The sequence below is a fragment of the Streptomyces sp. NPDC002076 genome (assembly GCF_053593835.1).
The window spans coordinates 1-24997 of the sequence record NZ_JBSFDI010000036.1; the positions used below are offsets into that span (position 1 = coordinate 1).

General features: G+C 69.9%; 24 protein-coding genes and 1 pseudogene. 7 read left to right on the forward strand and 18 right to left on the reverse strand.

Annotated elements, in window-relative coordinates; translation table 11 throughout:
• The 4 genes from ACWCQS_RS42630 to rimP form a co-directional block, all read right to left on the reverse strand.
• On the reverse strand, nucleotides 1-731 hold a 731-nt coding region (locus ACWCQS_RS42630), incomplete at its 3' end, for a translation initiation factor IF-2 N-terminal domain-containing protein (protein WP_451009504.1).
• A gap of 144 nt (nucleotides 732-875) precedes the next feature.
• A complete protein-coding gene (locus tag ACWCQS_RS42635) occupies nucleotides 876-1172 on the reverse strand; it encodes a YlxR family protein (RefSeq protein ID WP_451009505.1) in 297 nt (98 codons plus the stop codon).
• Between the two features lie 130 nt (nucleotides 1173-1302).
• Nucleotides 1303-2289, reverse strand: a complete 987-nt coding sequence (gene nusA / locus ACWCQS_RS42640; RefSeq protein ID WP_450980285.1) for a transcription termination factor NusA — start codon at nucleotides 2287-2289, stop codon at nucleotides 1303-1305.
• 2 nt (nucleotides 2290-2291) lie between these two features.
• Nucleotides 2292-2810, reverse strand: a complete 519-nt coding sequence (gene rimP, locus ACWCQS_RS42645) for a ribosome maturation factor RimP (RefSeq protein WP_451009506.1) — start codon at nucleotides 2808-2810, stop codon at nucleotides 2292-2294.
• A 328-nt stretch (nucleotides 2811-3138) separates the two neighbouring features.
• Here rimP and ACWCQS_RS42650 point away from each other — a divergent pair, with 328 nt between their 5' ends.
• The 3 genes from ACWCQS_RS42650 (at nucleotide 3139) to ACWCQS_RS42660 (ending at nucleotide 5100) form a co-directional block, all read left to right on the forward strand.
• The gene (locus tag ACWCQS_RS42650; RefSeq protein WP_451009507.1) at nucleotides 3139-3648 is read left to right on the forward strand and encodes a hypothetical protein; all 510 of its coding nucleotides are present in this window, start codon (nucleotides 3139-3141) and stop codon (nucleotides 3646-3648) included.
• Entirely contained in the window at nucleotides 3645-4139 is a 495-nt protein-coding gene (locus ACWCQS_RS42655; protein ID WP_451009508.1) for a ferritin-like domain-containing protein, read from the forward strand. Before ACWCQS_RS42650 ends, ACWCQS_RS42655 begins: the two co-directional genes overlap by 4 nt.
• A 61-nt stretch (nucleotides 4140-4200) precedes the next feature.
• Entirely contained in the window at nucleotides 4201-5100 is a 900-nt protein-coding gene (locus tag ACWCQS_RS42660; RefSeq protein ID WP_451009509.1) for an aminoglycoside phosphotransferase family protein, read from the forward strand.
• 52 nt (nucleotides 5101-5152) lie between these two features.
• On the opposite strand, the gene ACWCQS_RS42665 is transcribed toward ACWCQS_RS42660, so the two are convergent.
• The 9 genes from ACWCQS_RS42665 to ACWCQS_RS42705 all read right to left on the reverse strand — a co-directional run bounded on the left by ACWCQS_RS42665 (nucleotide 5153) and on the right by ACWCQS_RS42705 (nucleotide 15146).
• Nucleotides 5153-6856, reverse strand: a complete 1704-nt coding sequence (locus ACWCQS_RS42665) for a proline--tRNA ligase (protein WP_451009510.1) — start codon at nucleotides 6854-6856, stop codon at nucleotides 5153-5155.
• A gap of 87 nt (nucleotides 6857-6943) precedes the next feature.
• A complete protein-coding gene (locus ACWCQS_RS42670) occupies nucleotides 6944-7474 on the reverse strand; it encodes a GNAT family N-acetyltransferase (protein ID WP_451009511.1) in 531 nt (176 codons plus the stop codon).
• A gap of 20 nt (nucleotides 7475-7494) precedes the next feature.
• Nucleotides 7495-8343: a GNAT family N-acetyltransferase gene (locus ACWCQS_RS42675; protein ID WP_451009512.1), complete on the reverse strand. Its 849-nt coding sequence runs from the start codon at nucleotides 8341-8343 to the stop codon at nucleotides 7495-7497.
• A 10-nt stretch (nucleotides 8344-8353) separates the two neighbouring features.
• Nucleotides 8354-8761 carry a barstar family protein gene (locus ACWCQS_RS42680; protein WP_451009513.1) on the reverse strand — a complete coding sequence of 136 codons (408 nt, stop codon included), beginning with the start codon at nucleotides 8759-8761 and terminating at the stop codon, nucleotides 8354-8356.
• A gap of 251 nt (nucleotides 8762-9012) precedes the next feature.
• Nucleotides 9013-9273: a hypothetical protein gene (locus ACWCQS_RS42685; RefSeq protein WP_451009514.1), complete on the reverse strand. Its 261-nt coding sequence runs from the start codon at nucleotides 9271-9273 to the stop codon at nucleotides 9013-9015.
• The gene (locus ACWCQS_RS42690; RefSeq protein ID WP_451009515.1) at nucleotides 9270-13619 is read right to left on the reverse strand and encodes a DUF6531 domain-containing protein; all 4350 of its coding nucleotides are present in this window, start codon (nucleotides 13617-13619) and stop codon (nucleotides 9270-9272) included. Before ACWCQS_RS42690 ends, ACWCQS_RS42685 begins: the two co-directional genes overlap by 4 nt.
• On the reverse strand, nucleotides 13616-13993 hold the full coding sequence (locus tag ACWCQS_RS42695) for a WXG100 family type VII secretion target (protein ID WP_451009516.1): 378 nt from the start codon (nucleotides 13991-13993) through the stop codon (nucleotides 13616-13618). The genes ACWCQS_RS42690 and ACWCQS_RS42695 overlap by 4 nt, the downstream gene beginning before the upstream one ends.
• A 104-nt stretch (nucleotides 13994-14097) precedes the next feature.
• A complete protein-coding gene (locus tag ACWCQS_RS42700) occupies nucleotides 14098-14295 on the reverse strand; it encodes a DUF397 domain-containing protein (protein WP_451009517.1) in 198 nt (65 codons plus the stop codon).
• On the reverse strand, nucleotides 14292-15146 hold the full coding sequence (locus ACWCQS_RS42705; protein ID WP_451009518.1) for a helix-turn-helix domain-containing protein: 855 nt from the start codon (nucleotides 15144-15146) through the stop codon (nucleotides 14292-14294). Before ACWCQS_RS42705 ends, ACWCQS_RS42700 begins: the two co-directional genes overlap by 4 nt.
• A gap of 136 nt (nucleotides 15147-15282) precedes the next feature.
• Here ACWCQS_RS42705 and ACWCQS_RS42710 point away from each other — a divergent pair, with 136 nt between their 5' ends.
• The gene (locus tag ACWCQS_RS42710) at nucleotides 15283-15702 is read left to right on the forward strand and encodes an ATP-binding protein (protein WP_451009519.1); all 420 of its coding nucleotides are present in this window, start codon (nucleotides 15283-15285) and stop codon (nucleotides 15700-15702) included.
• 24 nt (nucleotides 15703-15726) lie between these two features.
• Here the strand turns inward: ACWCQS_RS42710 and ispG are convergent, their stop codons facing one another.
• From ispG to dxr, 4 genes are all read right to left on the reverse strand, one after another.
• Nucleotides 15727-16884 (reverse strand): flavodoxin-dependent (E)-4-hydroxy-3-methylbut-2-enyl-diphosphate synthase, encoded by a 1158-nt coding sequence (gene ispG, locus ACWCQS_RS42715; RefSeq protein WP_451009520.1) that lies wholly within the window; start codon nucleotides 16882-16884, stop codon nucleotides 15727-15729.
• A 316-nt stretch (nucleotides 16885-17200) separates the two neighbouring features.
• Nucleotides 17201-17404 (reverse strand): hypothetical protein, encoded by a 204-nt coding sequence (locus tag ACWCQS_RS42720; RefSeq protein WP_451009521.1) that lies wholly within the window; start codon nucleotides 17402-17404, stop codon nucleotides 17201-17203.
• 122 nt (nucleotides 17405-17526) lie between these two features.
• The gene (locus ACWCQS_RS42725; RefSeq protein WP_451009522.1) at nucleotides 17527-18831 is read right to left on the reverse strand and encodes a M50 family metallopeptidase; all 1305 of its coding nucleotides are present in this window, start codon (nucleotides 18829-18831) and stop codon (nucleotides 17527-17529) included.
• Nucleotides 18828-20099 carry a 1-deoxy-D-xylulose-5-phosphate reductoisomerase gene (gene dxr, locus ACWCQS_RS42730; RefSeq protein ID WP_451009523.1) on the reverse strand — a complete coding sequence of 424 codons (1272 nt, stop codon included), beginning with the start codon at nucleotides 20097-20099 and terminating at the stop codon, nucleotides 18828-18830. The genes ACWCQS_RS42725 and dxr overlap by 4 nt, the downstream gene beginning before the upstream one ends.
• 256 nt (nucleotides 20100-20355) lie before the next feature.
• Between dxr and ACWCQS_RS42735 the strand changes: the two genes are divergently transcribed.
• Entirely contained in the window at nucleotides 20356-20823 is a 468-nt protein-coding gene (locus tag ACWCQS_RS42735; RefSeq protein ID WP_451009524.1) for a hypothetical protein, read from the forward strand.
• Nucleotides 20824-20861: 38 nt separating this feature from the next.
• Here ACWCQS_RS42735 and ACWCQS_RS42740 read toward each other — a convergent pair whose 3' ends face one another.
• Nucleotides 20862-22799, reverse strand: a complete 1938-nt coding sequence (locus tag ACWCQS_RS42740; protein WP_451009525.1) for an acyl-CoA dehydrogenase family protein — start codon at nucleotides 22797-22799, stop codon at nucleotides 20862-20864.
• A 322-nt stretch (nucleotides 22800-23121) separates the two neighbouring features.
• Between ACWCQS_RS42740 and ACWCQS_RS42745 the strand changes: the two genes are divergently transcribed.
• Both ACWCQS_RS42745 and ACWCQS_RS42750 read left to right on the forward strand, forming a co-directional pair.
• Nucleotides 23122-24135 carry a LacI family DNA-binding transcriptional regulator gene (locus ACWCQS_RS42745; protein WP_451009526.1) on the forward strand — a complete coding sequence of 338 codons (1014 nt, stop codon included), beginning with the start codon at nucleotides 23122-23124 and terminating at the stop codon, nucleotides 24133-24135.
• 33 nt (nucleotides 24136-24168) lie between these two features.
• Nucleotides 24169-24908 (forward strand): annotated as a pseudogene (locus ACWCQS_RS42750) (fibronectin type III-like domain-contianing protein); the annotation flags it as partial.
• Nucleotides 24909-24997 lie beyond the last annotated feature (89 nt).

Consider the following 24997-nt stretch of genomic DNA (forward strand, 5'->3'; position numbering starts at 1 on the left):
GCCGGCTGTCCCGGCTCAAAGATCGGCACCACCACGCAGAGCTCGGGGGTGAGGGCGCGGCTTCGACAACCTTGATCATCGGGGGTCGCGCTCGTGCCGGTGGAGCCACCGGAGGTGAAGGGGTTGTTGCCCGGACGCGGACCGGCCGGACGGGCACCCGGACGCGGGGCCTGGCCACCGGGACGCGGGGCACCCTGGCCCGGACGGGCCTGGCCCTGACCGGGACCGCCCGGACGGGCACCGCCGGGCTTCGGGGCACCCGGACGGGCGCCGGGACGCGGACCCTGCGCGGCCGGGGCCTGCGGGGCCTGGGCGGCCGGCGGAGCGGTGAACTCCGGGGCGGCCGGAGCCGGACGCGGCGCGGGCTTGGGACCCGGCACCGGACGCGGGCCCGGGGCGGGCGCGGGCGCCGCAGCGGCCGCCGGGGCGGCCGGCTGCTGGGCAGCGGGCGCCGTCGGAGGCTTGGGGGCCGGCCTCGGGGCAGCCGGACGGGCCGCCTGCGCCGGAGAGGGCGCCGCGGGCCTGGGGGCAGCCTTGCGCGGGGCGGGCTTCGCGGCGGACTTGCCGTTGCCACCGCCCTGGAAGGCGTCGGTCAGCTTGCGTACTACGGGCGCTTCGATGGTCGAAGACGCCGAACGGACGAATTCACCGAGCTCCTGGAGCTTGGCCATGACGACCTTGCTCTCAACGCCGAACTCCTTGGCGAGTTCGTAGACCCGGACCTTAGCCACTTCGCTCCTTTGAGGTCCGGGTGAAGCCGGACCGTCGCTAGTTCATGGGCGTACTCATCGCGTACTCATCGAGTGCTCATCGCAATCTCGACCTGCTTTCGACTCGCGAGGTACCAGGCCGCACGGGGTTCCGTACGGCACGTCTTACGGTGTTGCCTGCTCGGCAACTGTTGTCTGCTCGACGTATCGGCGCAACGCCTTTGTGTCGAGCGGCCCCGGGGCGCGCAGTGCCCGCGGGAACGCCCGGCGGCGTACCGCCTGGTCGAGACAGACCAGTGCGGGGTGTACATAGGCACCCCGGCCGGGCAGCGTACCGCGAGGATCGGGGGCGCACGCGTCCTCGATCTTCACGATCCGCAGTAGATCGTCCTTGGCCGCCCGCTCCCGACACCCCACACAGGTGCGCTCAGGGCATGCTCGGGCGTGCGTCCGGCCAGACACAGTTAAGTCTACCTCCCCGTACCGACCTCACCCCTTCGGGGGAAAGATCGAACGGTTGTTGTCGTAAACCAAGCGACCCGCGGCTTGGATCTATTCCCGGAGTCACCCGGTTACCGGCTGTTACTCGCTCTTATTCGGCCACCTGTTCGGTGTCCGGCCGGATGTCGATCCGCCAGCCGGTGAGCCGGGCGGCGAGGCGGGCGTTCTGCCCCTCCTTGCCGATCGCGAGGGACAACTGGTAGTCCGGCACGGTCACCCGGGCGGAGCGGGCGGCCAGGTCCACGACCTCCACCTTGCTCACCCGAGCGGGTGACAGGGCGTTCGCCACCATCTCGGCCGGGTCGTCCGACCAGTCGACGATGTCGATCTTCTCGCCGTTCAGCTCGCCCATCACATTCCGCACCCGGCCGCCCATCGGGCCGATGCAGGCGCCCTTGGCATTCAGGCCCGATCGGGTGGACCGTACGGCGATCTTGGTGCGGTGACCGGCCTCACGGGCGATCGCGGCGATCTCCACCGAGCCGTCGGCGATCTCCGGCACCTCCAGGGCGAAGAGCTTCTTCACCAGGTTGGGGTGCGTACGGGACAGGGTGACCGACGGACCGCGGACGCCCTTGGCCACCCGGACGACGTACGAGCGCAGCCGCATGCCGTGCGGATACGTCTCGCCCGGCACCTGCTCCTGCACCGGCAGGATGGCCTCCAGCTTGCCGATGTCGACCAGCACGTTCTTCGGGTCGCGGCCCTGCTGGACCACGCCGGTGACGATGTCGCCCTCGCGGCCGGCGTACTCGCCGAGCGTGGCGTCGTCCTCGGCGTCGCGCAGCCGCTGCAGGATCACCTGCTTGGCGGTGGTGGCGGCGATCCGCCCGAAGCCCGACGGGGTGTCGTCGAACTCGCGGGCCTCCTGCCCCTCTTCCAGGTCCTCGGGGTCCTCCTTCGCCCACACGGTCACATGCCCGGTCTCCCGGTTGAGCTCCACGCGCGCGTGTCGGCGGCTTCCCTCGGTGCGGTGGTAGGCGATGAGGAGGGCCGACTCGATCGCCTCGACCAGCAGGTCGAAGGAGATCTCCTTCTCCCGAACCAAGCCCCGCAGGGCACTCATGTCGATGTCCACGGCTACGCCTCCTCCTCTTCCGTCATGTCCTTCTTGACCTTGTCGTCCTTGCGACTGAACTCGACCTGCACGCGCGCCTTGGCGATCTCCGGGAAGCCGAGCCTGCGGCTGGTGGCCTTGCGGCCCTTGACCCCGGGAACCTCGACGTCGAGACCGTCCTCGTCGACCGTCAGGATCCGGGCGATCAGCTCGCCGCCCTCGGTCAGCTGGAACTTCACGAGCCGGTCGGTGGCGCGCACGAAGTGCCGGTGTTCGGTGAGGAGGCGCTCCGCGCCGGGGGTGCCGACCTCCAGGTCGTACGCCGCGTCGCCCATCGCGTTGGTCTCGTCGAGCTTCGCCGAGAGCGCACGGCTCACATCGGCGATGGCGTCCAGATCGGCCCCGGTGTCGGAGTCGACGACCACGCGCAGCACCCGCTTGCGTCCGACGGAGTCCACGGCGATCTCTTCGAGATCCAGTCCCTGGGAGGTGACGAGCGGTTCGAGCAGCTCTCGCAGCCTCTCGCTCTGGGTGGTGCTCATCCGGGTGACTCCTCGGCCGCGTGTGCTGTTGTGGGATGGGTCGCGTGTCTGGTCAAAGGGTATCCGGTCGCGGGCACTGTTGCGTGCGTGTGCCTCCGGCGGTGGGGCGGGCGCCTTCCAGCTCGGGAGGCTGTTGTTCGTTGGCGGGTGCGGGTCATGGGGGCTGGTCGCGCCCACGCGGCGGAGCCCGATATCGATACAGCCCCGCGCCCCTCGAGGTGGGTCCGCTGAGCCGGTGACATGAGGCGGGGGAATGCGCGGGTACCGTGATCACGGCGGGCTGCCCTCCCGCCCGTGTGTTCGTACGAGCCCCCCGAGGACGTCAGCCGTGCCGTACCCCCCGCCCTTGCGCGCCCCCTCGGGGCCGCGCAGAAGAACCCTGCTCGCCTCGGCCGCCGGGGCCGCCCTGCTGGTGGGGTGTTCGGCTGAGCCGGACTCCGGTGGCAGCAGCGCCCTGTCGGCTTCTGAGCGGGCACGCGCGCGTGCCGCGCGGGACAGCCAGGCGCTGCTGGAGCGGTACGACGCCGTGCTCGCCGCGCACCCGGGGCTGGCGCAGCGGCTGGGCCCGCTGCGGGCCCAGGTGGCCGCGCATGTCCGGGCGTTCACGGAGGGTACGACGCCCACGCCCGCGAAGTCCTCGGCCTCCCCGTCCGCCGGGCCGGCCGTCCCGGCCGCCGAGAAGGACGCCCTCGCCGGCCTCGCCGCCGCCGAGCGCACGCTGGCCGACCGGCGTGCCAAGGCCCTGCTGGAGGTGCCGGGCGAGCTGGCGCGGCTGCTGGCGTCGGTGGCGGCGGCCGGGGCCACGCACGCGTACCTGCTGACGGAGGGGGCGAAGTGAGCGGCGAGGCGAGGTCGGCCGAGCTGAGGGCGCTGCAGGCGGCGCTGGCGGCGGAGCACGCGGCGGTGTACGGCTACGGTGTCGTCGGCGGCAAGATCAGCGCGGCCCGCCGGACCGAGGCACGGGCGGCGTACGACGCCCACCGGGCGCGCCGGGACGCGCTGACCCGCGAGGTCCGCGATCTGGGCGGGCAGCCGGTCGCCGCGAACGCCGCGTACGCGCTGCCGTTCCCGGTGCCCGACGCGACGGCGGCCGTGCGGCTCGCCGCCCGGCTGGAGGAGCGGGTGGCGGGCGTCTACGCGGATCTGGTGCGGGCGGCGACGGGCGCGCGGCGCGGTGCGGCCGCCGCCGCGCTGCGGGAGGCCGCGGTGCGCGCGGTGCGCTGGAGCGGGGAGAGCGTAGCCTTCCCTGGGCTCGCCGAGCGGTCCTCCGGCGAAGGGACCGGCGCGGCCGGTACGACACCCTCTGCCTCCGCCTCGGCGACCCCGTGAGCCCGTGAGGCCGTAGACACCTCGTACGACAGGACCCGGACTGGAAGGAAACGACTCGCGCATGGCTTTCGAACCGCCGCCGCGCCTGGTACGGGCGCTCGGTGAGACGGCACCGGCCGGGGACGACTGGCTCGCCCGGCTGCCCACGATCGCCGAACAGGCCGTTGCCAGGCGCGAGTTGACGGTGGAGCGAGTTCAGGTGCCGGGCGGGCGCAGCAGCCTGGTGGTGCTGGTGCGGCGGGCCGACGGGACTCCGGCCGTGCTGAAGCTGGCCCCGCCCCGGGCCCGCCCGGAGAGCGAGCGGGCGGCGCTGGCGCACTGGGGCGGGCTGAGCGCCGTACAGCTGCTGGAAGCCGGTGCGGAGGACGGTGTGCTGCTGCTGGAGCGGCTGCACCCGGATGTGTCCGTGCGGTCGCTGCCGGAGGCGAAGGCGCTGCTGGAGGCCGCGGGCACGCTGCGGCGGCTGTGGGTCGAGCCGCCGGCCGGTCATGCCTTCGAGACCGTCGCCGAGCGCACGGGGCGCCAGGCGGCGGCGATGCGGGCGGGCGCGGCGGCCGACCCCGAGGTGGCGCCGCTGGTCGACGCGGCGCTCGCGGCCCGTGAGGAGCTGCTGGCGGCGCCGCCCGAACACCGGTTGCTGCACGGCACGTTCCGGCAGAGCAAGGTGCTGGCCGGGGAGCGGTGGCCGTGGCTCGCGGTGGGCCCTGATCCGGTGGTGGGTGAGTGCGCGTTCGACCTGGCGCGGCTGGTGCGGGACCGGGTGGAGGACCTGATCGCGGCACCGGCGGGTGCGGCGACGACGCGGCGCCGCATCAAGCGGCTCGCCGAGTCGCTTGAGGTGGATCAGGAGCGGCTGCGGGGGTGGACGCTGTTCCGGGCGGTGGAGTCCGGGGTGCGGGCGCGCCGGGTCGGGCGGCCGAAGGACGGGGAGCTTCTGCTGGAGTTCGCCGGGTGGCTGTAGAGCCGTCGAAGCCCCCTGAGCGCATCTCAGGGGGCTTGTCGACGTTTGCGTGCTACGCCGCCAGACGGGCGATCGCGTCCTCGACGGTCAGTTCCTCGCGCTCGCCGGTCTTGCGGTCCTTCAGTTCCAGGACGCCCTCGCCGGAGCGGCGGCCGGCGACCAGGATCTGCGGGACGCCGATCAGCTCGGCGTCGGTGAACTTCACGCCTGGGGAGACGCCGGCCCGGTCGTCGACCAGGACGCGGAGGCCCGCGGCGGCCAGCTTCTCGGCGACGTCGAGGGCCAGCTCGGTCTGCAGGGCCTTGCCGGCGGCCACCACGTGCACATCGGCCGGGGCGACCTCCTTGGGCCACACCAGGCCCTTGTCGTCGGCGCTCTGCTCGGCGATGGCCGCGACCGCGCGGGAGACGCCGATGCCGTAGGAGCCCATGGTCACGCGGACCGGCTTGCCGTTCTGGCCGAGGACGTCGAGCTTGAGGGCGTCGGTGTACTTGCGGCCCAGCTGGAAGATGTGGCCGATCTCGATGGCGCGGTCCAGCTTCAGGCCGGTGCCGCACTTGGGGCAGGGGTCGCCCTCCCGCACCACGACGACGTCCACGTAGTCGTCGACCTCGAAGTCACGGCCGGCGACGACGTTCTTGGCGTGGGTCTGGTCCTTGTTGGCGCCGGTGATCCAGGAGGTGCCGGGGGCCACGCGCGGGTCGGCGATGTACTTGACCTTCTCGCCCCGGCCCTGCGGGCCGACGTAGCCGCGGACCAGGTCGGGACGGCCGGCGAAGTCCGCCTCGGTGACCATCTCGACGACGGCCGGGGCGAAGTGCGCCTCGACCTTGTCCAGGTCGACCTCGCGGTCGCCGGGCACGCCGACGGCGACGATCTCGCCGTCCACCTTGACCAGCAGGTTCTTCAGCGTGGCGGAGGCGGGGACGCCGAGGGAGGCGGCCAGGGTCTCGATGGTCGGGGTGTCCGGGGTGGGGATCTCCTCCAGCGCGGGCACGTCCGAGGCGTCGACCGGCTTGAGCGCGTAGGTGATCGCCTCCGTGTTGGCGGCGAAGTCGCAGTTCGGGCAGTCGGCGAAGGTGTCCTCGCCGGCCTCGGCCGGGGCCAGGAACTCCTCCGACTTCGAGCCGCCCATCGCACCGGCGGTGGCCGCGCAGATGCGGTAGTCCAGACCGAGGCGCTCGAAGATCCGCTGGTAGGCCTCGCGGTGCAGGGCGTACGACTGCGCGAGCCCCTCGTCCTCCAGGTCGAAGGAGTACGAGTCCTTCATCAGGAACTCGCGGCCGCGCAGGATGCCGGCGCGGGGGCGGGCCTCGTCACGGAACTTGGTCTGGATCTGGTACAGGATCACCGGCAGGTCCTTGTAGGACGTGCACTGGTCCTTGACCAGGAGGGTGAAGATCTCCTCGTGGGTGGGGCCGAGGAGGTAGTCGCCGCCCTTGCGGTCCTTCAGGCGGAACAGCTCCTGGCCGTACTCGTCCCAGCGGCCGGTCGCCTCGTACGGCTCCCGGGGCAGCAGGGCGGGGAGGGTGACCTCCTGGGCCCCGATGGCGTCCATCTCCTCGCGGACGATCCGCTCGACGTTGGAGAGGACCTTCTTGCCGAGGGGCAGCCAGCTCCAGATGCCGGCGGCCGTGCGGCGGACGTAACCGGCGCGGACGAGGAGCTTGTGGCTGAGGACCTCGGCGTCCGCCGGGTCGTCGCGCAGCGTCTTCGCCATCAACTGGGACATGCGCTGGACCGGTGCGTTGGCCATGGTTCTCGTACTCCTGCCGGGTAAGGGTGATGGCATAGGAGGTTAGCCGGGCTGCCTGTGCCGGTGGAAATCGGATTCGCCCCCGCTCTATCTGCGGCGCAGCGGCAGGTGGGCGCCCATCACGGCGTACGGCTTCGGCGCGCTCGGGAAGTGGACCTGGCGGGCGAGGTCGACATAGCCGAGGGAGAAGTACAGACCGCGGGCGGGACTGTCGGTGTCGATCGCGGAGAGGATCGAGCGGGGCTCGGCGGCGGTGTCGGTGATCGCGGTGATCAGGCGGCGCCCGATGCCCCGGTTCTGGTGACGGGGGTGGACGTGCAGCTCCGTGATCACGAAGGAGTCGTCCAGCCAGAAGTCGTTGCCGGTCGCGCGGAGGTACGGCTCCACGACGGTGGACCACCAGTGGGTGCGGGAGTTCGGCATGCCGTAGACGAAGCCGACGAGGTGACCGCCGACGGTGGCGCCGAGGGCTCGCGCGCCCGGGAACTGCATATGGCGCTGGACGATCTGCCGGCGTACGGCGACCTCGTCGGGGCCGAGTCCGAAGGCTACGGCCTGGACGGCCAGGGCCTCGTCGACGCGGGCAACGAGGTCCAGGGGGCCGATCACGAGGTCCATGCCGGGAGCGTACAGCGGCTTCAGAACAGGACGCTCATGAAGGCGCCGACCTCCTGGAAGCCCACGCGGCGGTACGTCCTTCGCGCCGCCGTGTTGAAGTCGTTCACGTACAGGCTGACGACCGGGGCCACGTCGGCGAGGGCATAGCGCAGGACCGCCGCCATGCCGGGGCCGGCCAGGCCCCTCCCCCGGTACTCGGGGGCCACCCAGACGCCCTGGATCTGGCAGGCCTGGCTGGTCGCCGCGCCGATCTCCGCCTTGAAGACGACCTTGCCGTGCTCGTCGAGGCGGGCGAAGGAGCGGCCGGAGCCGACGAGTTCGGCGACGCGGGCCTGGTAGAGCAGGCCGCCGTCACCGGCCATCGGCGATACGCCGACCTCCTCGGTGAACATCGCCACGCAGGCCGGCATGATCGCCTCCATCTCGTCCTTGCGGACGCGGCGGACATAGGGGTCCGGGGCGATGTCGGCGGGCATGCGGTCGGTGACCATCAGCGGCTGGTGGGCGCGCACCTCGCGGGCGGGGCCCCAGTGGGGTTCCAGCAGGCGCCACAGCGCGGCGGTGGCTTCGGCGGGCCCGACGATCGAGGAGCAGCGGCGGCCGGCCCTTCTCGCCCGGTCCGCGAAGGCGCGGACGGCGCGCGGGGTGGCGCAGACCGGGACCAGGTTGGCGCCCGCGTAGCACAGGGACGTGAGCATGCCGTCCTCGTACCAGCCCCACATCTCGCCGCCGAGCCGCCAGGGGTCGAGGCCCGCGACCTGCACCCGGGAGGTCACGAAGGCGTTCGCGACCGGCTCGCGGCCGAGGACGGCGAGCGCGGCGTCAAGGTCGCTCGGTTCGAGCACCCGTGAGGTGGTCTGGGTCAACACGTGCGGGGCCTCACCCTGGGGTTCTGCTGGTCCCGGCACTGTACCTCGTGCGATTGTGCGGCGCCTCAGGGTGAGGAAAGGGGGACCTACCTGCGAGGAAGCTCTCGACGGAGGTCTTCCTGGGCCTCGCGCGGGCACAGCAGTACAACGCCGAAGGTGATCTTCTCCTGTCCCGGTAGTCGGGTTTCCCCGCCCAGAACGTCACGGCGTCGTCCAGGGCGCGCCAGAGGATCCCGCGCTCCTCCGGGGCTTCCGAGAGAACGGCATCGGCGTCATCGATGGTGACGAGGAAGTGTGCGGCCTTGAGCCAGTGGAGATCGCACAGGCAGTCCCAGCAGGCGTCCCAGTTCCAGCCGAAGTAGCCGGGGAGGCGCAGCGCCTCGTGGAACTGGGTGAACACTCCGTCGGAGTCGCGCATCGCCTGGCCCTGCATTCGGGCCGAGTGGATCAGGCCGGTGAGGGCCGTTTTTGCGGACCAGCCGCAGTTCGTGCTGGGTTCCATGGTCGCCGCCCCATGGACCATTGACTCGGGCGGTGCCGCAGCTTGATGCAATTCGTGGGCCCTGCCTGACCGACCCATGGAATTACACGTCACCCCGTACACGGTTCCGTCCGCGAGCAAGTGAATATTCGTTCGAGCCTGTGTCAGCCCAGTTCGGAATCATCAGGTCATGCGTCAATGCCCCGAAGCCGCCGCGCGATGTCGATGTCCCGCTGGAGTGCGCTGAGCCGAGGCGGCTCTCGGCTGGCGTCGAGGACGACGACATGCAGCCGATCTCCGACCTGGGGTGGTGCGGTGCTTTGATCCCACCAGGAAGGATGCTTCACCTGATCGATGAATCCGGTCTCACCGCCGGCGTCGACCTTTGCCCCCACAGGGGCCACCGCGACCACGGTCACGTCAAGCTCCTGATGATTGCGGAACGTCATTTCGGTCCTCCGAATATGGAAACCCAACTGCGCCCCCGGGTCAGCTCGTTGAACCGATCCAGCTTTTCCACCGGAATTTCGAACTCCAGGCGAGGCGCCCCATTGGGGCCGTTGTAGTCGTGAATCTTCGCATGCTCGCCGAATTCCTCAAGGAACGACGGATCCATGTCATATTTAACCATCCCCTTGGCGAAGTTGGCGCCTGTCGGCCCGGCGTACTCCGCTGCGACGGCCCGTTCACCAAAGTAGATCTTCCCGTCGGACATGATGCCGCCGCCGATGTCCACCCCAGGCTGGTGGTTGGCCGGATTTGGGCCGTTAGCGAGTTCGTATTCCGCATGCGCTCCCTTCGGGGTCCGGTAGATCGCAATGTAGTCCGGCGCCAGCCCCAGGTAGTCCGTCCACGACAGGGGGTTTGGCACATACGTAGAGGAGTTGGGCGCCGGTGCGAGGCCGAGGGGGTCGGGGGTGAGGTACCGGGCGGTTTCAGGGTCGTAGTGCCGGAAGTAGTTGTAGTGGAGACCGGTCTCGGGGTCGTAGTACTGGCCCGGGAAGCGGAGGGGTGTGTAGGTGGTGCTGTTTGCCGCCCATGCCGTTGTTCCCCAGAGCGTGCTGCGGGTGCGCCAGGCGATCTCGCCCTGTTCGTCAATGAGTTCGTTGGGGGTGCCGACGAGGTCGGTGACGATGGCGAAGAAGCGGGAGTCGATCTCCTCCTGTGAGGCATCCGCCGCCGTGATGCGTTCCGTTTGAGCGAGGGGGCGGAGGCCTTGGTGGTCCCACGTGAGGGTGACCGGGTTGGGGAGGTGCTCAGAGGTTGTGGTCTGTTCGCAGAGGGTGGTGCCGTCCCAGGTGAAGTCCACCCGTTCCAGGACCGTTTCGCCGTCCCCGCCCAGGCGGAGTTTGGCCGTGCGGCGACCCAGGGGGTCGTACGTGTAGCGCCAGCGGGTGCCGTCGGGGGTCACTACCGAGGTCAGGCGGTCCTCGGCGTCCCACTCGTAGTGCCAGGTGTCCGGCTTCCTCGACAGGCGGGTTTTCTGGCGGAGGGTGATGCGGCCCAGGGCGTCGTGTTCGTAGCGGACGTTGCCGGCTCGGGTGATGCGGGTGCCCGTGTAGGTGCGGGGGCCCGTTGCCTCCGTGCCCGGGTGGTTCGTCGGCCAGGTTGCATCGGTCTGGTTGCCCGCCTCGTCGTAGGCGTAGCGCTCCGTCCAGTTCGCCGCGTGGACCGCTGTGACCCTGCCCGTCGCGTCCAGGTCGAAGCGGCGGGTGCCGGAGAGGTGGTCGTCTATGGCGGTCAGGTTGCCGTCGGCGCGGTAGGTGTACGCCCTGCTTTGCAGCGTGCGGCCCTGTGTGCCGGTCACCGACTGGGTGGTCAGGCGGCCAAGAGGGTCGAAGGTGTGGGCCAGGGTGATGGTTTCGCCTATGTGGCGGGTCAGTTCGCGGCCCGCCTCGTCGTAGGCGAAGTCGATCGTGCGGCCGTTGGTGGTCAGCTGGGTGCGGTTGCCCGCTGCGTCGTACGACCGCGTGGAGACGGCACCTGTCGGTGTCGTGCGGCCGGTGCGGCGGCCCAGGGTGTCGTAGGCGTACGTCACCGTGCGGCCGTTGACCGTCTCCGAGTGCAGGCGTCCGTAGCGGTCGCGCAGCAGGCTCAGTGTGGTGCCGTCCGGGCCCGTGGCCTGGGCGAGGTTGTCGGTGAAGTCGTAGGCGTAGGTAGTGACGGCGCCTGCGGCGTTCTTCGTGGTGATGCGGCCCAGGACGTCGCGTTCGAAGGTCGTCACCTCGCCGAGGGCGTTCCGGCGTGTGGTCAGGAGGCCCGCCGGGTCGTATTCGTACGTCAGCGTGCGGTCGTCGAAGTCCGTCTCCGACAGCAGGCGGCCGGCCGGGTCGTAGTCGTACTCCCACGTCAGGCCCTGGGGGTTCGTCACCTTCGTCAGGCGCAGTTCCGCGTCGTGGGCGAATTCGTAGCGGACGCCGTCCGGGCCCGTGCGGGCCGACAGGAGGTCGAAGTGGGTGTATTCGAAGTGGGTGACGCCACCGAGGGGGTCGGTGTGGCTGGTGCAGTTGCCCTCACCGTCGTACGTCCAGCTCTCCGACGTGCCGTCCGGGGCCGTGCGGCGGGCCAGTTGGCCTTCCACCGTCCATTGCAGGTGGGTCGTCGCGCCGGTGGGGTCCGTGATCGCGATCGGGCGTCCGAAGGCGTCCCGGGTGTAGCGGGTGACCGCGTCGAGTGGGTCGGTGACCTCGATCGGCAGGCCCGCGCGGTTGCAGAGCACCCTGGTCGTGTGGCCCAGCGGGTCCGTGACGGATGTCAGGTGGCCGGCCTGCGTGTAGGTGAAGTGCGTTGCCTGGGACGCCGGGTCCGTCATCGACGTGCGGTTGCCCCGCTCGTCGTACGCACGGCGGTGGGTGTTGCCGTCGGTGCCGGTCACCTTCACCGGCAGGCCCAGGTCGTTGTACTCCGCTCTCGCCTCGCGGCCGTCCGGGCGGATGACCGAGAGCAGGTTGCCCTCGTCGTCGTAGCGGAACGTCGTCGTGTGACCCAGGGGGTCCGTCGTGGACAGCAGGCGGTTGTAGCGGTCGCGGGTGAAGTGAGTGGCCGCGCCCAGCGGGTCTGTCTCCGTGACGACCTGGCTGTTGGCGTTGATCAGATAGCGGCGGGTGTGGCCCTCGCCGGTCACCGTGGTGGTGACGCGGTGGCCGGTCGCCGGGTCCGTTTCGTCGTACGACAGGCGCAGGGCCATGTGGCCGTGGGAGCCGCTCTCGGCGATGCAGCGGTCCCGGTCGTCGTACTCGTAGGTGTAGCTGCGGTTGTTCGTGTCCGTCCAGGACACCACCCGGCCGCGGTCGTCGTAGCCGAAGCGCAGGGGCAGGCCCGAGGAGTTGATGACCTCCGTCAGGTGGCCTTCGGGTGAGTAGGCGTAGCGCTTGATCTCCTGGTCCGTGCCGTCGGGCGCCGCGCCCGTCAGATGGAGGGCCGTGACCCGGTCGTCGGCTGTCGTGATCTTCAGACGGTAGCCACCGGAGGAGACGATCGCCAGCGGGGTGCCCTCGGCGTCGTACTCGAAGGTCAGCCAGTTGCCGTTGCGGTCGTCTATCTGCTCCAGGACCGCCCGGTCCTCGCCCTGGTCGGCGAAGTGCCACACCCGGCCCGAACGGGGGTCCGTGACCGTGTAACCGCCCTCCACCCGGGCCAGCGGCCAGCGGTTGCTGCCGTGGGTGGGGAGCGTGGGGGCGCCGGGCTGGGGGTGGGGGTAGGTCAGGAGGAGGCCGTCCTCGGTGACGAAGATGACGCCCTCGGTGTCGATCGCCAGGTGCTGGTCGACCGTCGAGGACCAGGACGGGCCGAACCAGTGGCCCAGGCGGTAACCGGACTCCACCCGGCGGGTGAAGACCAGTGGCAGGGCGCCGGGCAGGACGACATCGGTCTGCGGCAGGTACATCTTGCCGGTGACCAGGTCGACCGGGTCGGTGTTGTCGTCCTGGACCTTGTTGCCCGGGTTCTCCGCCGCGCCCTCCGGGTCCTCGCCCGCGGCCTGGCGGGCCGTGCTCCGCGCGTCGCCTGCGGCCACGTCGCCCAGGCCGTCGAGTTCGCTGGGCAGCGCACGGGCACCGGGGATCGAGATGCCGTCGAAGAGGGCTCCGAAGCCGCCCGCCTCGCCCGCGACCTTGGCCATGGCGCCGGCCCCGCCGAACATGCCGCCGAAGACCATCCCGGACGTTGCCGCGTCGCTCGCCTCGTCCAGGCTGAAGCCCTTGCTCTCGCCGGTGGCGATGGCGACCGGCTGGCTGACCGCCAGGTCCACGGTGACTGACTCCACGCCGCCGATCGCGGCCGTGGCCAGGGTCGTACCCGCGATCGTGGCGATCTCGGTGGAGACCTCGATGCCCAGGGTCCCGGCCAGTTCCACGATGCCCGCCGTGGCCGCCGCTGCCGCGCCCTCGGAGATACCGGCCGTGAAGATGGCCAGCGCGGTGCCCGCGACGATGGTCGCGCCCACGATCTCCAGCTCGTGCTCCAGGCGCTTGACCGCCTTGTGCACGGCGTCGGCGTACTTGTCGAGCGCCTTGGCCATGTCCCGGGCGGCGTCGGCCATGTCCTTCAGCCAGCCGTGCCCGTCGTAGTAGTAGCGGCGCCAGAACGGGTCGTCGAAGGCGGAGATCGCCTCGCCCTTGTTGTCCTCGATGATGTGCCGCGCCGTCTTGTTCGCCGCGGACAGCACGTTCTCGATGTCGTCGGCGAAGGCCCGCCAGGCCTTGGCCGCCTCCCGCAGCCCGTGCTCGTCGGCCGCCGGCCACCACATGCCGGTCATGTCCTGGACGATCTGCTTCGCCTTGTCGGCCGCGCTCACTTCGGCTGGCCCCCGCCCTGCCCGTGGCCCTGCACATGGATCCGGCTGAACATCGAGCGGACCAGCTGCTCGTTGTCGATGTGACCGTCCGCCATGTCGCTCATCGCCTCATGGATGCTGGCCAGGCCCTGGGCGAGGATGTCCGCCGCGTGCTCGATCTTCGTGACGTTCGGGCCGTAGGCGTTGTGGAACTCCTTGCCCTGCTTGTCGTCGCCCCACGGCGAACCCGCCGCCGCCAGCGCCGTCTTGAGCTTGTTCAGCGCCTTGGTGAGATCCTGGCTGTGCGTCTGGAAATGCGGAGCCGTCTGCTTCAGATCTGCGATCTTGATATCGAGTATCTTGCCGTCGCCGCCGCTGCCGCCCTGGTCACCCATGGTGCCGCGTCCCTCCCCGCCAGCCTGCACATCAGCCCGAAAACACTAGTAGGCAAGACGAGTTCGCAATTGGGAGCGGCACCAAAGGGGCGGTAAAGCTCCGATCAAGATTGCACAAGATCGAGGAACACCTGCCAGGCAGCGGGGGGCAGGGCGAGGGTGGGGGCCGTGGCGGGGTTCTGCTTGGAGTCCCGTACGTGGATGGTGGTGGGGCGGATGGCGACCTCGACGCATTCGCCGCCCTCGCCGTCGCTGTAGCTGCTCTTGAACCACACCAACTCGGTCGGCTCTTCGACGTTCATGTCTCTCCCAGCAACTTCTCTACGAGCGCCAGTGATTCGCGCGGGGACAGGGCCTGCGCCCGCAGGAGACCGTACCGCTCCTCCAGTTCCCTGACCGTCGAGCGATCGATGAAGAGGCGGCTGCTCTTGTATGCCTCCACGTACGCGATCCTGCGCCCTTTCGTCGTCTCGATCAAGGTGAATCGACCGGAGAGGGCCGCATGCTCCTCGCGGGCGTCCGGCATTACCTGGATCTCCACGTTGGTCCGTTGACCGATGAGCAGGATCTGCTCCAACTGGCCCCGCACTACCTCCCGTCCACCCAGCCCTTTCCGCAGAACCGCCTCTTCCATCACGAAGCTGATGGTGGGCATCGGCTTCCGCCCGAAGATCTCCTGACGAGCCAACCGGGCCGTCACGCGCTGTTCGATCGTCGCCTCATCCAGCGGGGGACGCCGGACGATGAAGACCGCCCGCGCGTAGTCCTCGGTCTGAAGCAGACCGGGCACGGTCTGCACGGCGAAGAAGTGCAACGCGACAGCCTTCTTCTCCAGCGCCGCCGCATCTTGGAAGAACCCCGGGTACTGCGCCTTCTCCATCTCCTCGATGAAATCGACCAGCACCCCCTGCGCACCCAGCACCTCATCAGCGTGCCTGATGAACCTCGCCGATGGAATGCGCCTCCCCTGCTCGAACGAAGCGATGGTCGCCGCCGAGTACCCGGTACGGGAGCCGAGTTCGGCGCGTTCCATGCCGACCTGAGTCCGCAGCCGCTTCAACAACCGCCCGAAGATGAGCGGAACAGCCGAATCGGGGCCGGACTCGCCCTCCGGCTCCGTCACTTCAGGCTCCGCCTGCGCTTCCTCGCTCACATACACCCCCAATACCCTCGCGCCACCGCCGGTCACGGCGCGCCTGCGTACACCCGCACCCCACGCTCGTACAACGCGTGTTGGTCAAGGTGCGGCCGCTGTTCAACGTTACTGAGCGTGCGCGAGCGTAAGCGACATGAAGTCAGGAATCTCCACCCGCGAATTCGCCATGCGCTTCACGTCCACCCCACGCGGCGCACGCCTCGCCCGGCGGCTCGTCTCCCTCCGGCTGGACGAGTGGGGGCACGCCTACGACGGCCCCGTGAACGAAGCCGTCACACTGATCGCCGCCGAACTCGTGGCAAATGCGGTCCGGCACGGGCACGTACCAGGGCGGGACTTCCGTCTCCGGCTCACCGAGTCGTCCGGAACCCTGCGCCTGGAGGTCTCCGACACCCGTACCGAGCGGCTGCCCGAGCTGCGGGTCCCGACCGACGAGTCCGGGCGGGGGCTGGTCCTGGTCGGGGCGCTCGCCGACAAGTGGGGCGTCACGCCGCTGCAGCCCGGCAAATCCGTCTGGGCGGAGGTATGGCTGAGTCCCGCCACCGAGCGGTGACGGGACTCACGAAAGCAGAAAAGATCAGCCGGCCACCGACACCGACGGCTCGCCCGACTCCACGCCCTCGTCCTGCATCTGCTCGGCCAGCTTCATGGCCTCCTCGATGAGGGTCTCCACGATCTTGGACTCGGGGACCGTCTTGATGACCTCGCCCTTGACGAAGATCTGGCCCTTGCCGTTGCCGGAGGCGACACCGAGGTCGGCCTCGCGGGCCTCGCCCGGGCCGTTCACCACACAGCCCATGACGGCCACCCGCAGCGGGACCTCCATGCCCGTGAGGCCCGCCGTGACCTCCTCGGCCAGCTTGTAGACGTCCACCTGGGCCCGGCCGCAGGACGGGCAGGAGACGATCTCCAGGCCGCGCTGGCGCAGGCCGAGGGACTGCAGGATCTGAAGGCCGACCTTGACCTCCTCGACGGGTGGAGCCGACAGGGACACGCGGATGGTGTCGCCGATGCCCTGCGAGAGCAGCGCACCGAACGCCACCGCCGACTTGATCGTGCCCTGGAAGGCCGGGCCCGCCTCCGTCACGCCGAGGTGGAGCGGGTATTCGCACTGCTCGGCGAGCTGGCGGTAGGCCTCGATCATGACGACCGGGTCGTTGTGCTTGACGGAGATCTTGATGTCCCGGAAGTCGTGCTCCTCGAAGAGCGACGCCTCCCACAGGGCCGACTCGACCAGGGCCTCCGGGGTCGCCTTGCCGTACTTCTGGAGCAGGCGCTTGTCCAGGGAGCCGGCGTTCACACCGATGCGGATCGGGGTGCCGTGGTCCTTGGCGGCCTTGGCGATCTCCTTGACCTTGTCGTCGAACTGCTTGATGTTGCCGGGGTTCACACGGACCGCCGCGCAACCCGCCTCGATGGCGGCGAAGACGTACTTGGGCTGGAAGTGGATGTCCGCGATCACCGGGATCTGGGACTTCTTCGCGATGGTCGCCAGGGCGTCGGCGTCGTCCTGGGTGGGGCACGCCACACGGACGATCTGGCAGCCGGACGCCGTCAGCTCGGCGATCTGCTGGAGGGTGGCGCCGATGTCCGACGTACGGGTCGTGGTCATCGACTGGACCGAGACGGGCGCGTCTCCGCCGACCGCCACGCTTCCGACCTGGATCTGCCGGCTCTTCCGGCGCTCGGCGAGCTTGGTCGGAACGGACGGCATGCCGAGAGAAATCGCAGTCATCTGCTGTGCAACCCCAAGTCGTGGATCAAGGTCCGGTCCCGTCTACGGGCGGGCTCCAGGCTTCGAGATTACGGTACGGCCCTAGGCTCCAGCACATCCCACCCGGTAAACACACCCGATGGAACGCGGCCCGAAAGATCCTCCTCCGGGCCGCCGAGAACGTCGTACGGCTACGAGATGTGCGCCGCGTTAACCACGTCCAGACCGTCTTGGGCGCTCTGGGCAGCTTCAGCGTCGAGCGCCGTACGGATGGCCAGCTCCGGCGCTGCCGCGTAACTCAAGACCGGTGTGCCCACCCCCTCCCCCTCGAGGAGCTTCACGCGCGGATGGCCTGCGCCTGAGCCGGAATTCCGTACTTCCCCTTCTGTTCAGCCGTGGAGACCCGCAGGTATGCGGCGACGGCAATGATCTCAGCGTCCTTGACCTTGTCATCTGCGCGCGGCGCAGTACCTTGCTGCATGTCAGTCCCTTCAAGACTGGCCAGACCCCAGGGTGTTGCCGCACCGCTGGGGTCACCCATGAACAGCAAGAACGTACGAAGTCCGCCTTCGCGTCGTACGAAAAAGCCGCGCCCTTCACTCGTCTGAGTTACACGAGTGAAGGGCGCATCCCATGGACATCGCGACAGAAATCGACCGATTCTTAACTGATCTTGATCGGGTTAACGACATCCGCAATCAGGACGAGGACCGTGAAGCAAACAAAGATCCCCGCCACCACATACGCCACCGGCATCAGCTTCGCCACGTCGAACGGACCGGGGTCCGGGCGGCGCAGTACCCGGGCGACGTTGCGCCGCAGGGCCTCCCACAGGGCGCCCGCGATGTGGCCGCCGTCGAGCGGGAGCAGCGGGAGCATGTTGAACAGGAACAGGGAGAGGTTGAAGCCGGCGAGCAGCATCACGAACATCGCCACCTGCTGGGAGGCGGGGATGTTCAGGGTGGCGATGTCGCCGGTGATGCGGGCCGCGCCGATGATGCCGACCGGGGAGTCCGGCTGGCGCGGGGCGTTGCCGAGGGCGGCGTCCCACAGGGCCGGGATCTTGGCGGGCAGGGCGGCGAGGGAGTCGACGGCGTCGCCGACCCGGTCGGTCATCCAGGTCACGGACTGACCGAGGTCCTGGTGGACGACGCCGGTGGCGGCGCTGAAGCCGAGGAAGCCGGCCTTGACGTACTTGCCCTGGACGTACTGGCCGCTGGAGTCCTTCTTGGCGACCAGGTTGGTGGCGATCCTGGCGTGCAGGGTGAGCTGCTTGCCGTCGCGCTGGACGACGATCGGGACGGTCTTGCCGGCGCTGTCCCGGATCAGGTCCGAGAGGGTGTTCCAGTCCTGGGTCGGCTTGCCGTCGAAGGAGACGATCTTGTCGCGCTTCTTCATGCCGGCGGCCTCGGCCGGGGACGCCGGGTCGGACTTCTTGCAGCTGTCGCGGTTCTCGCTCTGGGCGATGACGCAGGGCGAGACGGAGGCGACGGTGGTGGTCTGCTGCTGGATGCCGAAGCCCATCAGGACCGTGAAGAACAGGGCGATCGCGAGGATCAGGTTCATGAACGGGCCCGCGAACATGACGATCACGCGCTTCCAGGGCTTGCGCGTGTAGAACATGCGGGTCTCGTCGCCGGGCTGGAGCTCCTCGAAGGCCGCCGAGCGGGCGTCCTCGATCATGCCGCGCCACGGGGAGGTGGAGCGGGCGGAGACGCGGCCCTGGTCGTCGGGCGGGAACATGCCGATCATGCGGATGTAGCCGCCGAGCGGGACCGCCTTGATGCCGTACTCGGTCTCGCCCTTCTTCCGCGACCAGATGGTCGGGCCGAAGCCGACCATGTACTGCGGCACGCGGATGCCGAAGAGCTTGGCCGTGGACAGGTGCCCCAGCTCGTGCCACGCGATCGAGACGAGCAGGCCGACCGCGAAGACCAGTATGCCGAGGATGAACATCAAGGTCGTCATGCACGCGCCTCCGCGGTCGCCGTCGTGGCTGTGAGTTCGCGGGCCCGGGCGCGGGCCCAGGCCTCCGCTTCGAGGACGTCCGACACGGTGAGTGAAGTTCCCGCGGCCGGGGTGCCGTGCTCCTCGACCACCCGGGTGACGGTCTCCATGATGCCGTTGAAGGGCAGTGCGCCGTTGCGGAAGGCCTCGACGCACTCCTCGTTGGCCGCATTGAACACCGCGGGGGCCGTGCCCGCGAGCTGCCCCACGTGCCGGGCGAGGTTCACCGAGGGGAAGGCCTCGTTGTCCAGTGGGAAGAACTCCCAGGTGGAGGCCTTGCTCCAGTCGAAGGCGGGCGCCGCGTCGGGGACGCGTTCGGGCCAGCCCAGACCGATGGCGATGGGCCCGCGCATGTCGGGGGGCGTCGCCTGGGCGATCGTGGATCCGTCGGTGAACTCGACCATCGAGTGGACATACGACTGGGGATGCACGACCACCTCAATGCGGTCGAAGGGAATGTCGTAGAGGAGGTGTGCCTCGATGACCTCCAGGCCCTTGTTGACGAGGGTCGCGGAGTTGATCGTGATCACGGGGCCCATCGCCCAGGTCGGGTGGGCGAGGGCGTCCTCGACGGTCACCTGGGCCAGGTCGGCCTTCGTACGGCCGCGGAAGGGCCCTCCGGACGCCGTGACGACCAGCTTGCGTACGTCGGCCCGCGTCCCGGCGGCCAGCGCCTGGAAGAGGGCGGCGTGCTCGGAGTCGACCGGGATGATCTGGCCGGGCTTGGCGAGCGCCTTGACCAGCGGTCCGCCGACGATCAGGGACTCCTTGTTGGCGAGCGCCAGGGTGCGGCCGGCCTCCAGGGCGGCGAGGGTGGGCGCGAGGCCGATGGAGCCGGTGATGCCGTTCAGCACGGTGTGGCAGTCGGAGGCGGCGATCTGGGTGGCCGCGTCCGGTCCGGCGAGGATCTCGGGGAGCGGCTCTCCGGGGCCGTACTCGGCGGCGAGCGCCTCGCGCAGGGCGGGTACGACGTCCTCGCGGGCGACGGCGACGGTCCGCACGCGCAGTCGGCGGGCCTGCTCGGCGAGGAGGGCGATGCGGCCGCCGTTCGCGGACAGGGCGGTGACCCGGAACCGGTCGGGGTGGCGCAGCACGAGGTCGATGGCCTGGGTGCCGATGGATCCGGTGGAGCCGAGGATCACCACGTCCTTGGGGCTGTCGCCCGCGAGGGGGTCGTAGACGAGGTGGGGATCGGCGAGGGGTGCCGGATGGGCGGGGCTGTCGGTCATCCCCCCATTGTTGCCCCAACCGGTGACGGCACGGACACGGCGTCCCTCGCGCGGGTGTGTCCGTACTCTTCGTCACTGTTTGCGATGGTTCTCCTGTTCTGTGGTCACCGTGAAGATCGGGGTCCGTCCGGTCGGGATCAACCCATTGGGACGCAACCATGGGAAATCACGCGCACGCGGTGGCCGTCGATGGCATCCTTCCGGTGCAGCCCGTCTTGGAGGGCGAAAAAGGGGGAGTACCACCATCATGAATCGCATGCGCGCGACCGCGGCCGTCCTGGCCACTGCCGGAATGCTGACCGCTGCTCAACTCGGTCTGGCCGGAGCGGCGTCGGCCGCCCCGCAGACGCCGCAGAGTTCCGGTTGCCCGGTCGACCTGGTCTATCCGAGCAGCTTCTACATCAACTCGCAGGGCTGGGTGACCAACGGGGGGTTGTACTTCGGCATCAAGAACAAGAGCACGACGAAGAGCTTCAAGAAGGTCAGCTTCACGGTCACGGACGTGAAGAACATCCGTTTCGGCTCGGCCAGGGCCACGGGTGGCAAGGTCACGCACAAGACGTCGACGACGGTGACCGTCTACACGGGCACGCTCAACACGAAGGCGAGTCTCGGGGTGAAGGTGCAGACGCATCTGCTCAACACCCACACCTACAAGGTGAAGTTCACCCTGCACGGCTCGGGTTGGACGTGTGCCGTGGACCAGGGCACCTGGGGCAACTGACCGGCCCCAGGCGCCCGGTCGGCAGGCGGGAGGGCGGCTCAGTCCCCGAAGGGGCGGCGCTCGCTCTCCCGCTTGGACGCTCCGGGGGTCGCGTCGGCGATCCACGGGCCGTCTCCGGACGGGTCGACGACGCCTTCCTCCAGCCAGGTGTAGGACCCGGCGAGCACGCCCTTGACCACCTTGCGGTCGAGGGCGTCGGTGTTGGTCCACAGCCGGTCGAAGAGTTCCTCGACGCGGATGCGGGACTGGCGGCAGAAGGCGTCGGCCAACTGGTAGGCCTCGCGGCCGTGTTCGCCCCGGCTGCGCAGCAGCTCGGCCCGGACGCAGGCCGCGCTCATCGCGAACAGTTCGGCGCCGATGTCCACGATCCGCCCGAGGAAGCCCTGCTTGGTCTCCATCCGGCCCTGCCAGCGGGACATGGCGTAGAAGGTGGAGCGGGCCAGTTTGCGGGCGGTGCGCTCGACATAGCGCAGATGCCCGGACAGGTCGATGCCGTGCTTGAACCTGCCGTAGGACGTGGGGAGTTGTCCGGGTCCGGCGACCAGTTTGGGCAGCCACTTGGCGTAGAAGACGCTGGCGTTGGCGCCCGCTTTCGCTTTGTCGGTCAGGGACTTGTCGGGGTCGATGAGGTCACCGGCGACGGAGAGGTGGGCGTCGACGGCCTCGCGGGCGATCAGCAGGTGCATGATCTCCGTGGAGCCCTCGAAGATGCGGTTGATGCGCAGGTCGCGCAGGATCTGCTCGGCCGGGACGCCGCGCTCGCCGCGCGCCTGCAGCGACTCGGCGGTCTCGTAGCCGCGGCCGCCGCGGATCTGGACCAGTTCGTCGGCCATCTTCCAGGCCATCTCGGAGCCGTAGAGCTTGGCGAGGGCGGCCTCGATGCGGATGTCGTTGCGGTCCTCGTCGGCCATCTGGGAGGACAGGTCGAGTACGGCTTCCAGGGCGAAGGTCGTCGCCGCGATGAAGCTGATCTTGGCGCCGACGGCCTCGTGCAGTGCGACCGGCTTGCCCCACTGCTCGCGCTCCGCCGACCATTCGCGGGCGATCTTCAGGCACCACTTGCCGGCACCCGCGCACATCGCCGGCAGTGAGAGCCGACCGGTGTTGAGGGTGGTGAGCGCGATCTTCAGGCCCGCGCCCTCCGGGCCGATCCGGTTGGCGGCCGGGACCCGGACCTGGTGGAAGCGGGTGACGCCGTTCTCGATGCCGCGCAGGCCCATGAAGGCGTTGCGGTTCTCGACGGTGATGCCCTCCGCGGTCGCCTCCACGACGAACGCGGTGATGCCGCCCTTGTGCCCCTCGGACTTCGGCACGCGTGCCATGACGACGAGCAGGTCGGCGACCACCCCGTTGGTGGTCCACAGTTTCACTCCGTCGAGTACGTAGTCGTCGCCGTCGGGTACGGCCGTGGTGGCGAGGCGGGCGGGGTCGGAGCCGACGTCCGGCTCGGTGAGGAGGAAGGCGGAGATGTCGGTGCGGGCGCAGCGGGGCAGGAAGGCGTCCTTCTGCTCCTGGGTGCCGAAGATCTTCAGCGGCTGGGGTACGCCGATCGACTGGTGGGCGGAGAGCAGGGCGCCGACGGCGGGGCTCGCGGAGCCGACCAGGGCGAGGGCCTTGTTGTAGTAGAGCTGGGTGAGGCCGAGACCGCCGTACTTGGGGTCGATCTTCATGCCGAGGGCGCCGAGTTCCTTGAGGCCGGTGACGACCTCGTCGGGGATGCGGGCCTCGCGCTCGATGCGGGCGGAGTCGATCGTGGACTCGCAGAACGCGCGGAGCTTGGCGAGGAACTCCTCGCCGCGCCGGACGCTCTCGGGGTCCGGGAGCGGATGGGGGTGGATGAGGTCGAGCCGGAAGCGCCCGAGGAACAGTTCCTTGGCGAAGCTGGGCTTGTGCCAGTCCTGCTGCCGGGCGGCCTCCGCCACCCGGCGTGCCTCGCGCTCGGTGACGGTGGTGCGTGACTTGGTGGGGGCGGACATTGAGGCTCACCTCGCCGCGAAGAGGGACGATTTGGACCGTTCGTTACCGACCAGTGCTACTGGATCGTTGGTACCCGAAACGGGCCGACCCCACCACCCCTCGCGCGTCCATCCGGCCGAAAGCCCGGCCGGGGACCCGTCACGCGGGTGTGTACTGGTGCTCCGAGGCGCGCTCCTTTGCGCCGCCCGGGAAAAGGTGTCGAAGCGCTTCGATAGCCTCTGGACACCCCGCCCCGGCTGAGTCTAGTGTCAATCTCACCCTCACTCACCCCCGGTCGGCAACGCGCGGTAGTCGAAGCGCTTCACACAGCTTGGAGCACGGATGGTCACCCTCGCCGAGGTCGCCCAGCACGCCGGAGTCTCGGCGAGCACGGTGAGCTATGTCCTCAGCGGCAAGCGGTCCATCTCCGCGACCACCCGGCAGCGGGTCGAGCAGAGCATCCGGGAGCTGGGCTACCACCCGAACGCCGGCGCCCGCGCCCTGGCCGGCAAGCGGTCGAACATCATCGCGCTGATGATCCCGCTGCGCACCGACATGTATGTGCCGGTGATGATGGAGATCGCCATCGCGGTGGCCACCACGGCCCGCATGCACGGTTACGACGTCCTGCTGCTCACCGGAGAGGAGGGCCCCGACGCGGTGCGCCGGGTGACCGGCAGCGGTCTCGCCGACGCGATGATCCTGATGGACGTCGAGCTGGAGGACGAGCGGCTGCCGCTGCTGAGGCGGACCGACCAGCCCTCGGTGCTGATCGGGCTGCCCGCCGACACTGCACGTCTGACCTGCGTGGACCTGGACTGGACGGCGACCGGCGCGCTGTGCGTGGAGCACCTGGCGGGACTCGGCCACCGTGACATCGCTGTCATAGGCGAGGCCCCGGCCGTCTACGAGCGGCACACCGGTTTCGCCGAGCGCACCCTGGACGGACTGCGTTCCCGGGCCCGCGAGGCGGGCGTACGGCTGCTGCACCGCCCGTGCGACGGCGGCTATGACGCGATGGCCGTGACGCTGGCCCGGATCCTCGACGAGCGCCCGGCGACGACCGGGTTCGTGGTGCAGAACGAGTCGGCGGTGGAGCCGCTGCTCGCGCTGCTGCGCCAGCAGGGCCGGGCCGTGCCGGAGGACGTGTCCGTGGTCGCGATCTGCCCGGACCAGGTCGCCGTGCAGGCCTCGGTGCGACTGACCTCGGTCGCCATCCCGGCGCAGGAGATGGGCCGGTACGCGGTCGAGCATCTGGTGGCCAAGCTGGACGGACGGGGCGGCGACGAGGTCGTGCTGCTCGCGCCCGAGCTGACGGTACGGGCGAGTTCGGGACCGGCACCGGCCGCCTCCTGACCGCACCATCCCGTGCTCCGGTGCGTCCGGGGCACCCACGCGTCCTTCGGCTACGCCGACCTCACGGCCCGCATCGAGGACGGCTCGGTGCGCGTCTCGTGCGCGGTGACGAACACCGGGGACCGGGCGGCGGACGAGGTGGTGCAGCTCTACGGCCGGGCCGTGGACCCGTCGGTGGTCCGGCCGCGCCGTGAGCTACTGGCCCACCGCCGGCTCACCCTCGCCCCCGGCGAGTCGGCCCCGGTCTCCTTCGAAGTCCCGCTGAGTACCTTGGAGTTCCGGGACGTGGCGCAGGGCTGCCGACGGCTGGAGGGCGGGCCGTACGACCTGTTGCTCGGCGCGTCCAGCGAGACATCCGGCTGCGCACGAGCGTGCACCTCGACGGCACGCGCCCGGCCCCGCGCCCGGTCGTGCAACGCGGTCTGGCGGCGGCCGACTTCGACGAGCAGTCCGGCATCGCGCTCGTGGACCGGACCAGGACGGCGGGCGACGCGGTGACACCGGCGCACGGCAAAACGGCCGAACTGGTCTACCGCGCCTGCGACTTCGGTGCTGGGGTGAGCCAGGTGACGGCGCAGGTGGCGGGCGAGGGCGTACTGGAGGTGTCCCTGGACGGCGGCCCGGTGCCGGCCACCCTGGCGCCGGCCACCCCCACCGCCGGCGTCTACGACTACACCACCCTGGGCGCCGGCCTCGCCGCCGGCGGTGTGCACGACGTCCGCCTCGGACTGCGCGGCCCGCTGCGGCTCGCGCACGTCGGTTTCTCCGGTTGAGGGTCCGGAGGAGACCGACGACGGGAAGGGGCCCGGCACCGAAAGGCAGCGGTGCCGGGCCCCTTCTGCAGGACGTTCAGCCTCGGTGG

Bases quoted from the DNA above. Each gene is read 5' to 3' on its own strand.
- rimP (WP_451009506.1), bottom strand. From the start codon at position 2,810: ATGAGCACCACCCAGAGCGAGAGGCTGCGAGAGCTGCTCGAACCGCTC.
- ACWCQS_RS42660 (WP_451009509.1), top strand. From the start codon at position 4,201: ATGGCTTTCGAACCGCCGCCGCGCCTGGTACGGGCGCTCGGTGAGACG.
- ACWCQS_RS42665 (WP_451009510.1), bottom strand. From the start codon at position 6,856: ATGGCCAACGCACCGGTCCAGCGCATGTCCCAGTTGATGGCGAAGACG.
- ACWCQS_RS42670 (WP_451009511.1), bottom strand. From the start codon at position 7,474: ATGGACCTCGTGATCGGCCCCCTGGACCTCGTTGCCCGCGTCGACGAG.
- ACWCQS_RS42680 (WP_451009513.1), bottom strand. From the start codon at position 8,761: ATGCGCGACTCCGACGGAGTGTTCACCCAGTTCCACGAGGCGCTGCGC.
- ACWCQS_RS42685 (WP_451009514.1), bottom strand. From the start codon at position 9,273: ATGACGTTCCGCAATCATCAGGAGCTTGACGTGACCGTGGTCGCGGTG.
- ACWCQS_RS42695 (WP_451009516.1), bottom strand. From the start codon at position 13,993: ATGGGTGACCAGGGCGGCAGCGGCGGCGACGGCAAGATACTCGATATC.
- ACWCQS_RS42700 (WP_451009517.1), bottom strand. From the start codon at position 14,295: ATGAACGTCGAAGAGCCGACCGAGTTGGTGTGGTTCAAGAGCAGCTAC.
- ACWCQS_RS42710 (WP_451009519.1), top strand. From the start codon at position 15,283: ATGAAGTCAGGAATCTCCACCCGCGAATTCGCCATGCGCTTCACGTCC.
- ispG (WP_451009520.1), bottom strand. From the start codon at position 16,884: ATGACTGCGATTTCTCTCGGCATGCCGTCCGTTCCGACCAAGCTCGCC.
- ACWCQS_RS42720 (WP_451009521.1), bottom strand. From the start codon at position 17,404: ATGGGTGACCCCAGCGGTGCGGCAACACCCTGGGGTCTGGCCAGTCTT.
- ACWCQS_RS42725 (WP_451009522.1), bottom strand. From the start codon at position 18,831: ATGACGACCTTGATGTTCATCCTCGGCATACTGGTCTTCGCGGTCGGC.
- dxr (WP_451009523.1), bottom strand. From the start codon at position 20,099: ATGACCGACAGCCCCGCCCATCCGGCACCCCTCGCCGATCCCCACCTC.
- ACWCQS_RS42735 (WP_451009524.1), top strand. From the start codon at position 20,356: ATGCGCGCGACCGCGGCCGTCCTGGCCACTGCCGGAATGCTGACCGCT.
- ACWCQS_RS42740 (WP_451009525.1), bottom strand. From the start codon at position 22,799: ATGTCCGCCCCCACCAAGTCACGCACCACCGTCACCGAGCGCGAGGCA.
- ACWCQS_RS42745 (WP_451009526.1), top strand. From the start codon at position 23,122: ATGGTCACCCTCGCCGAGGTCGCCCAGCACGCCGGAGTCTCGGCGAGC.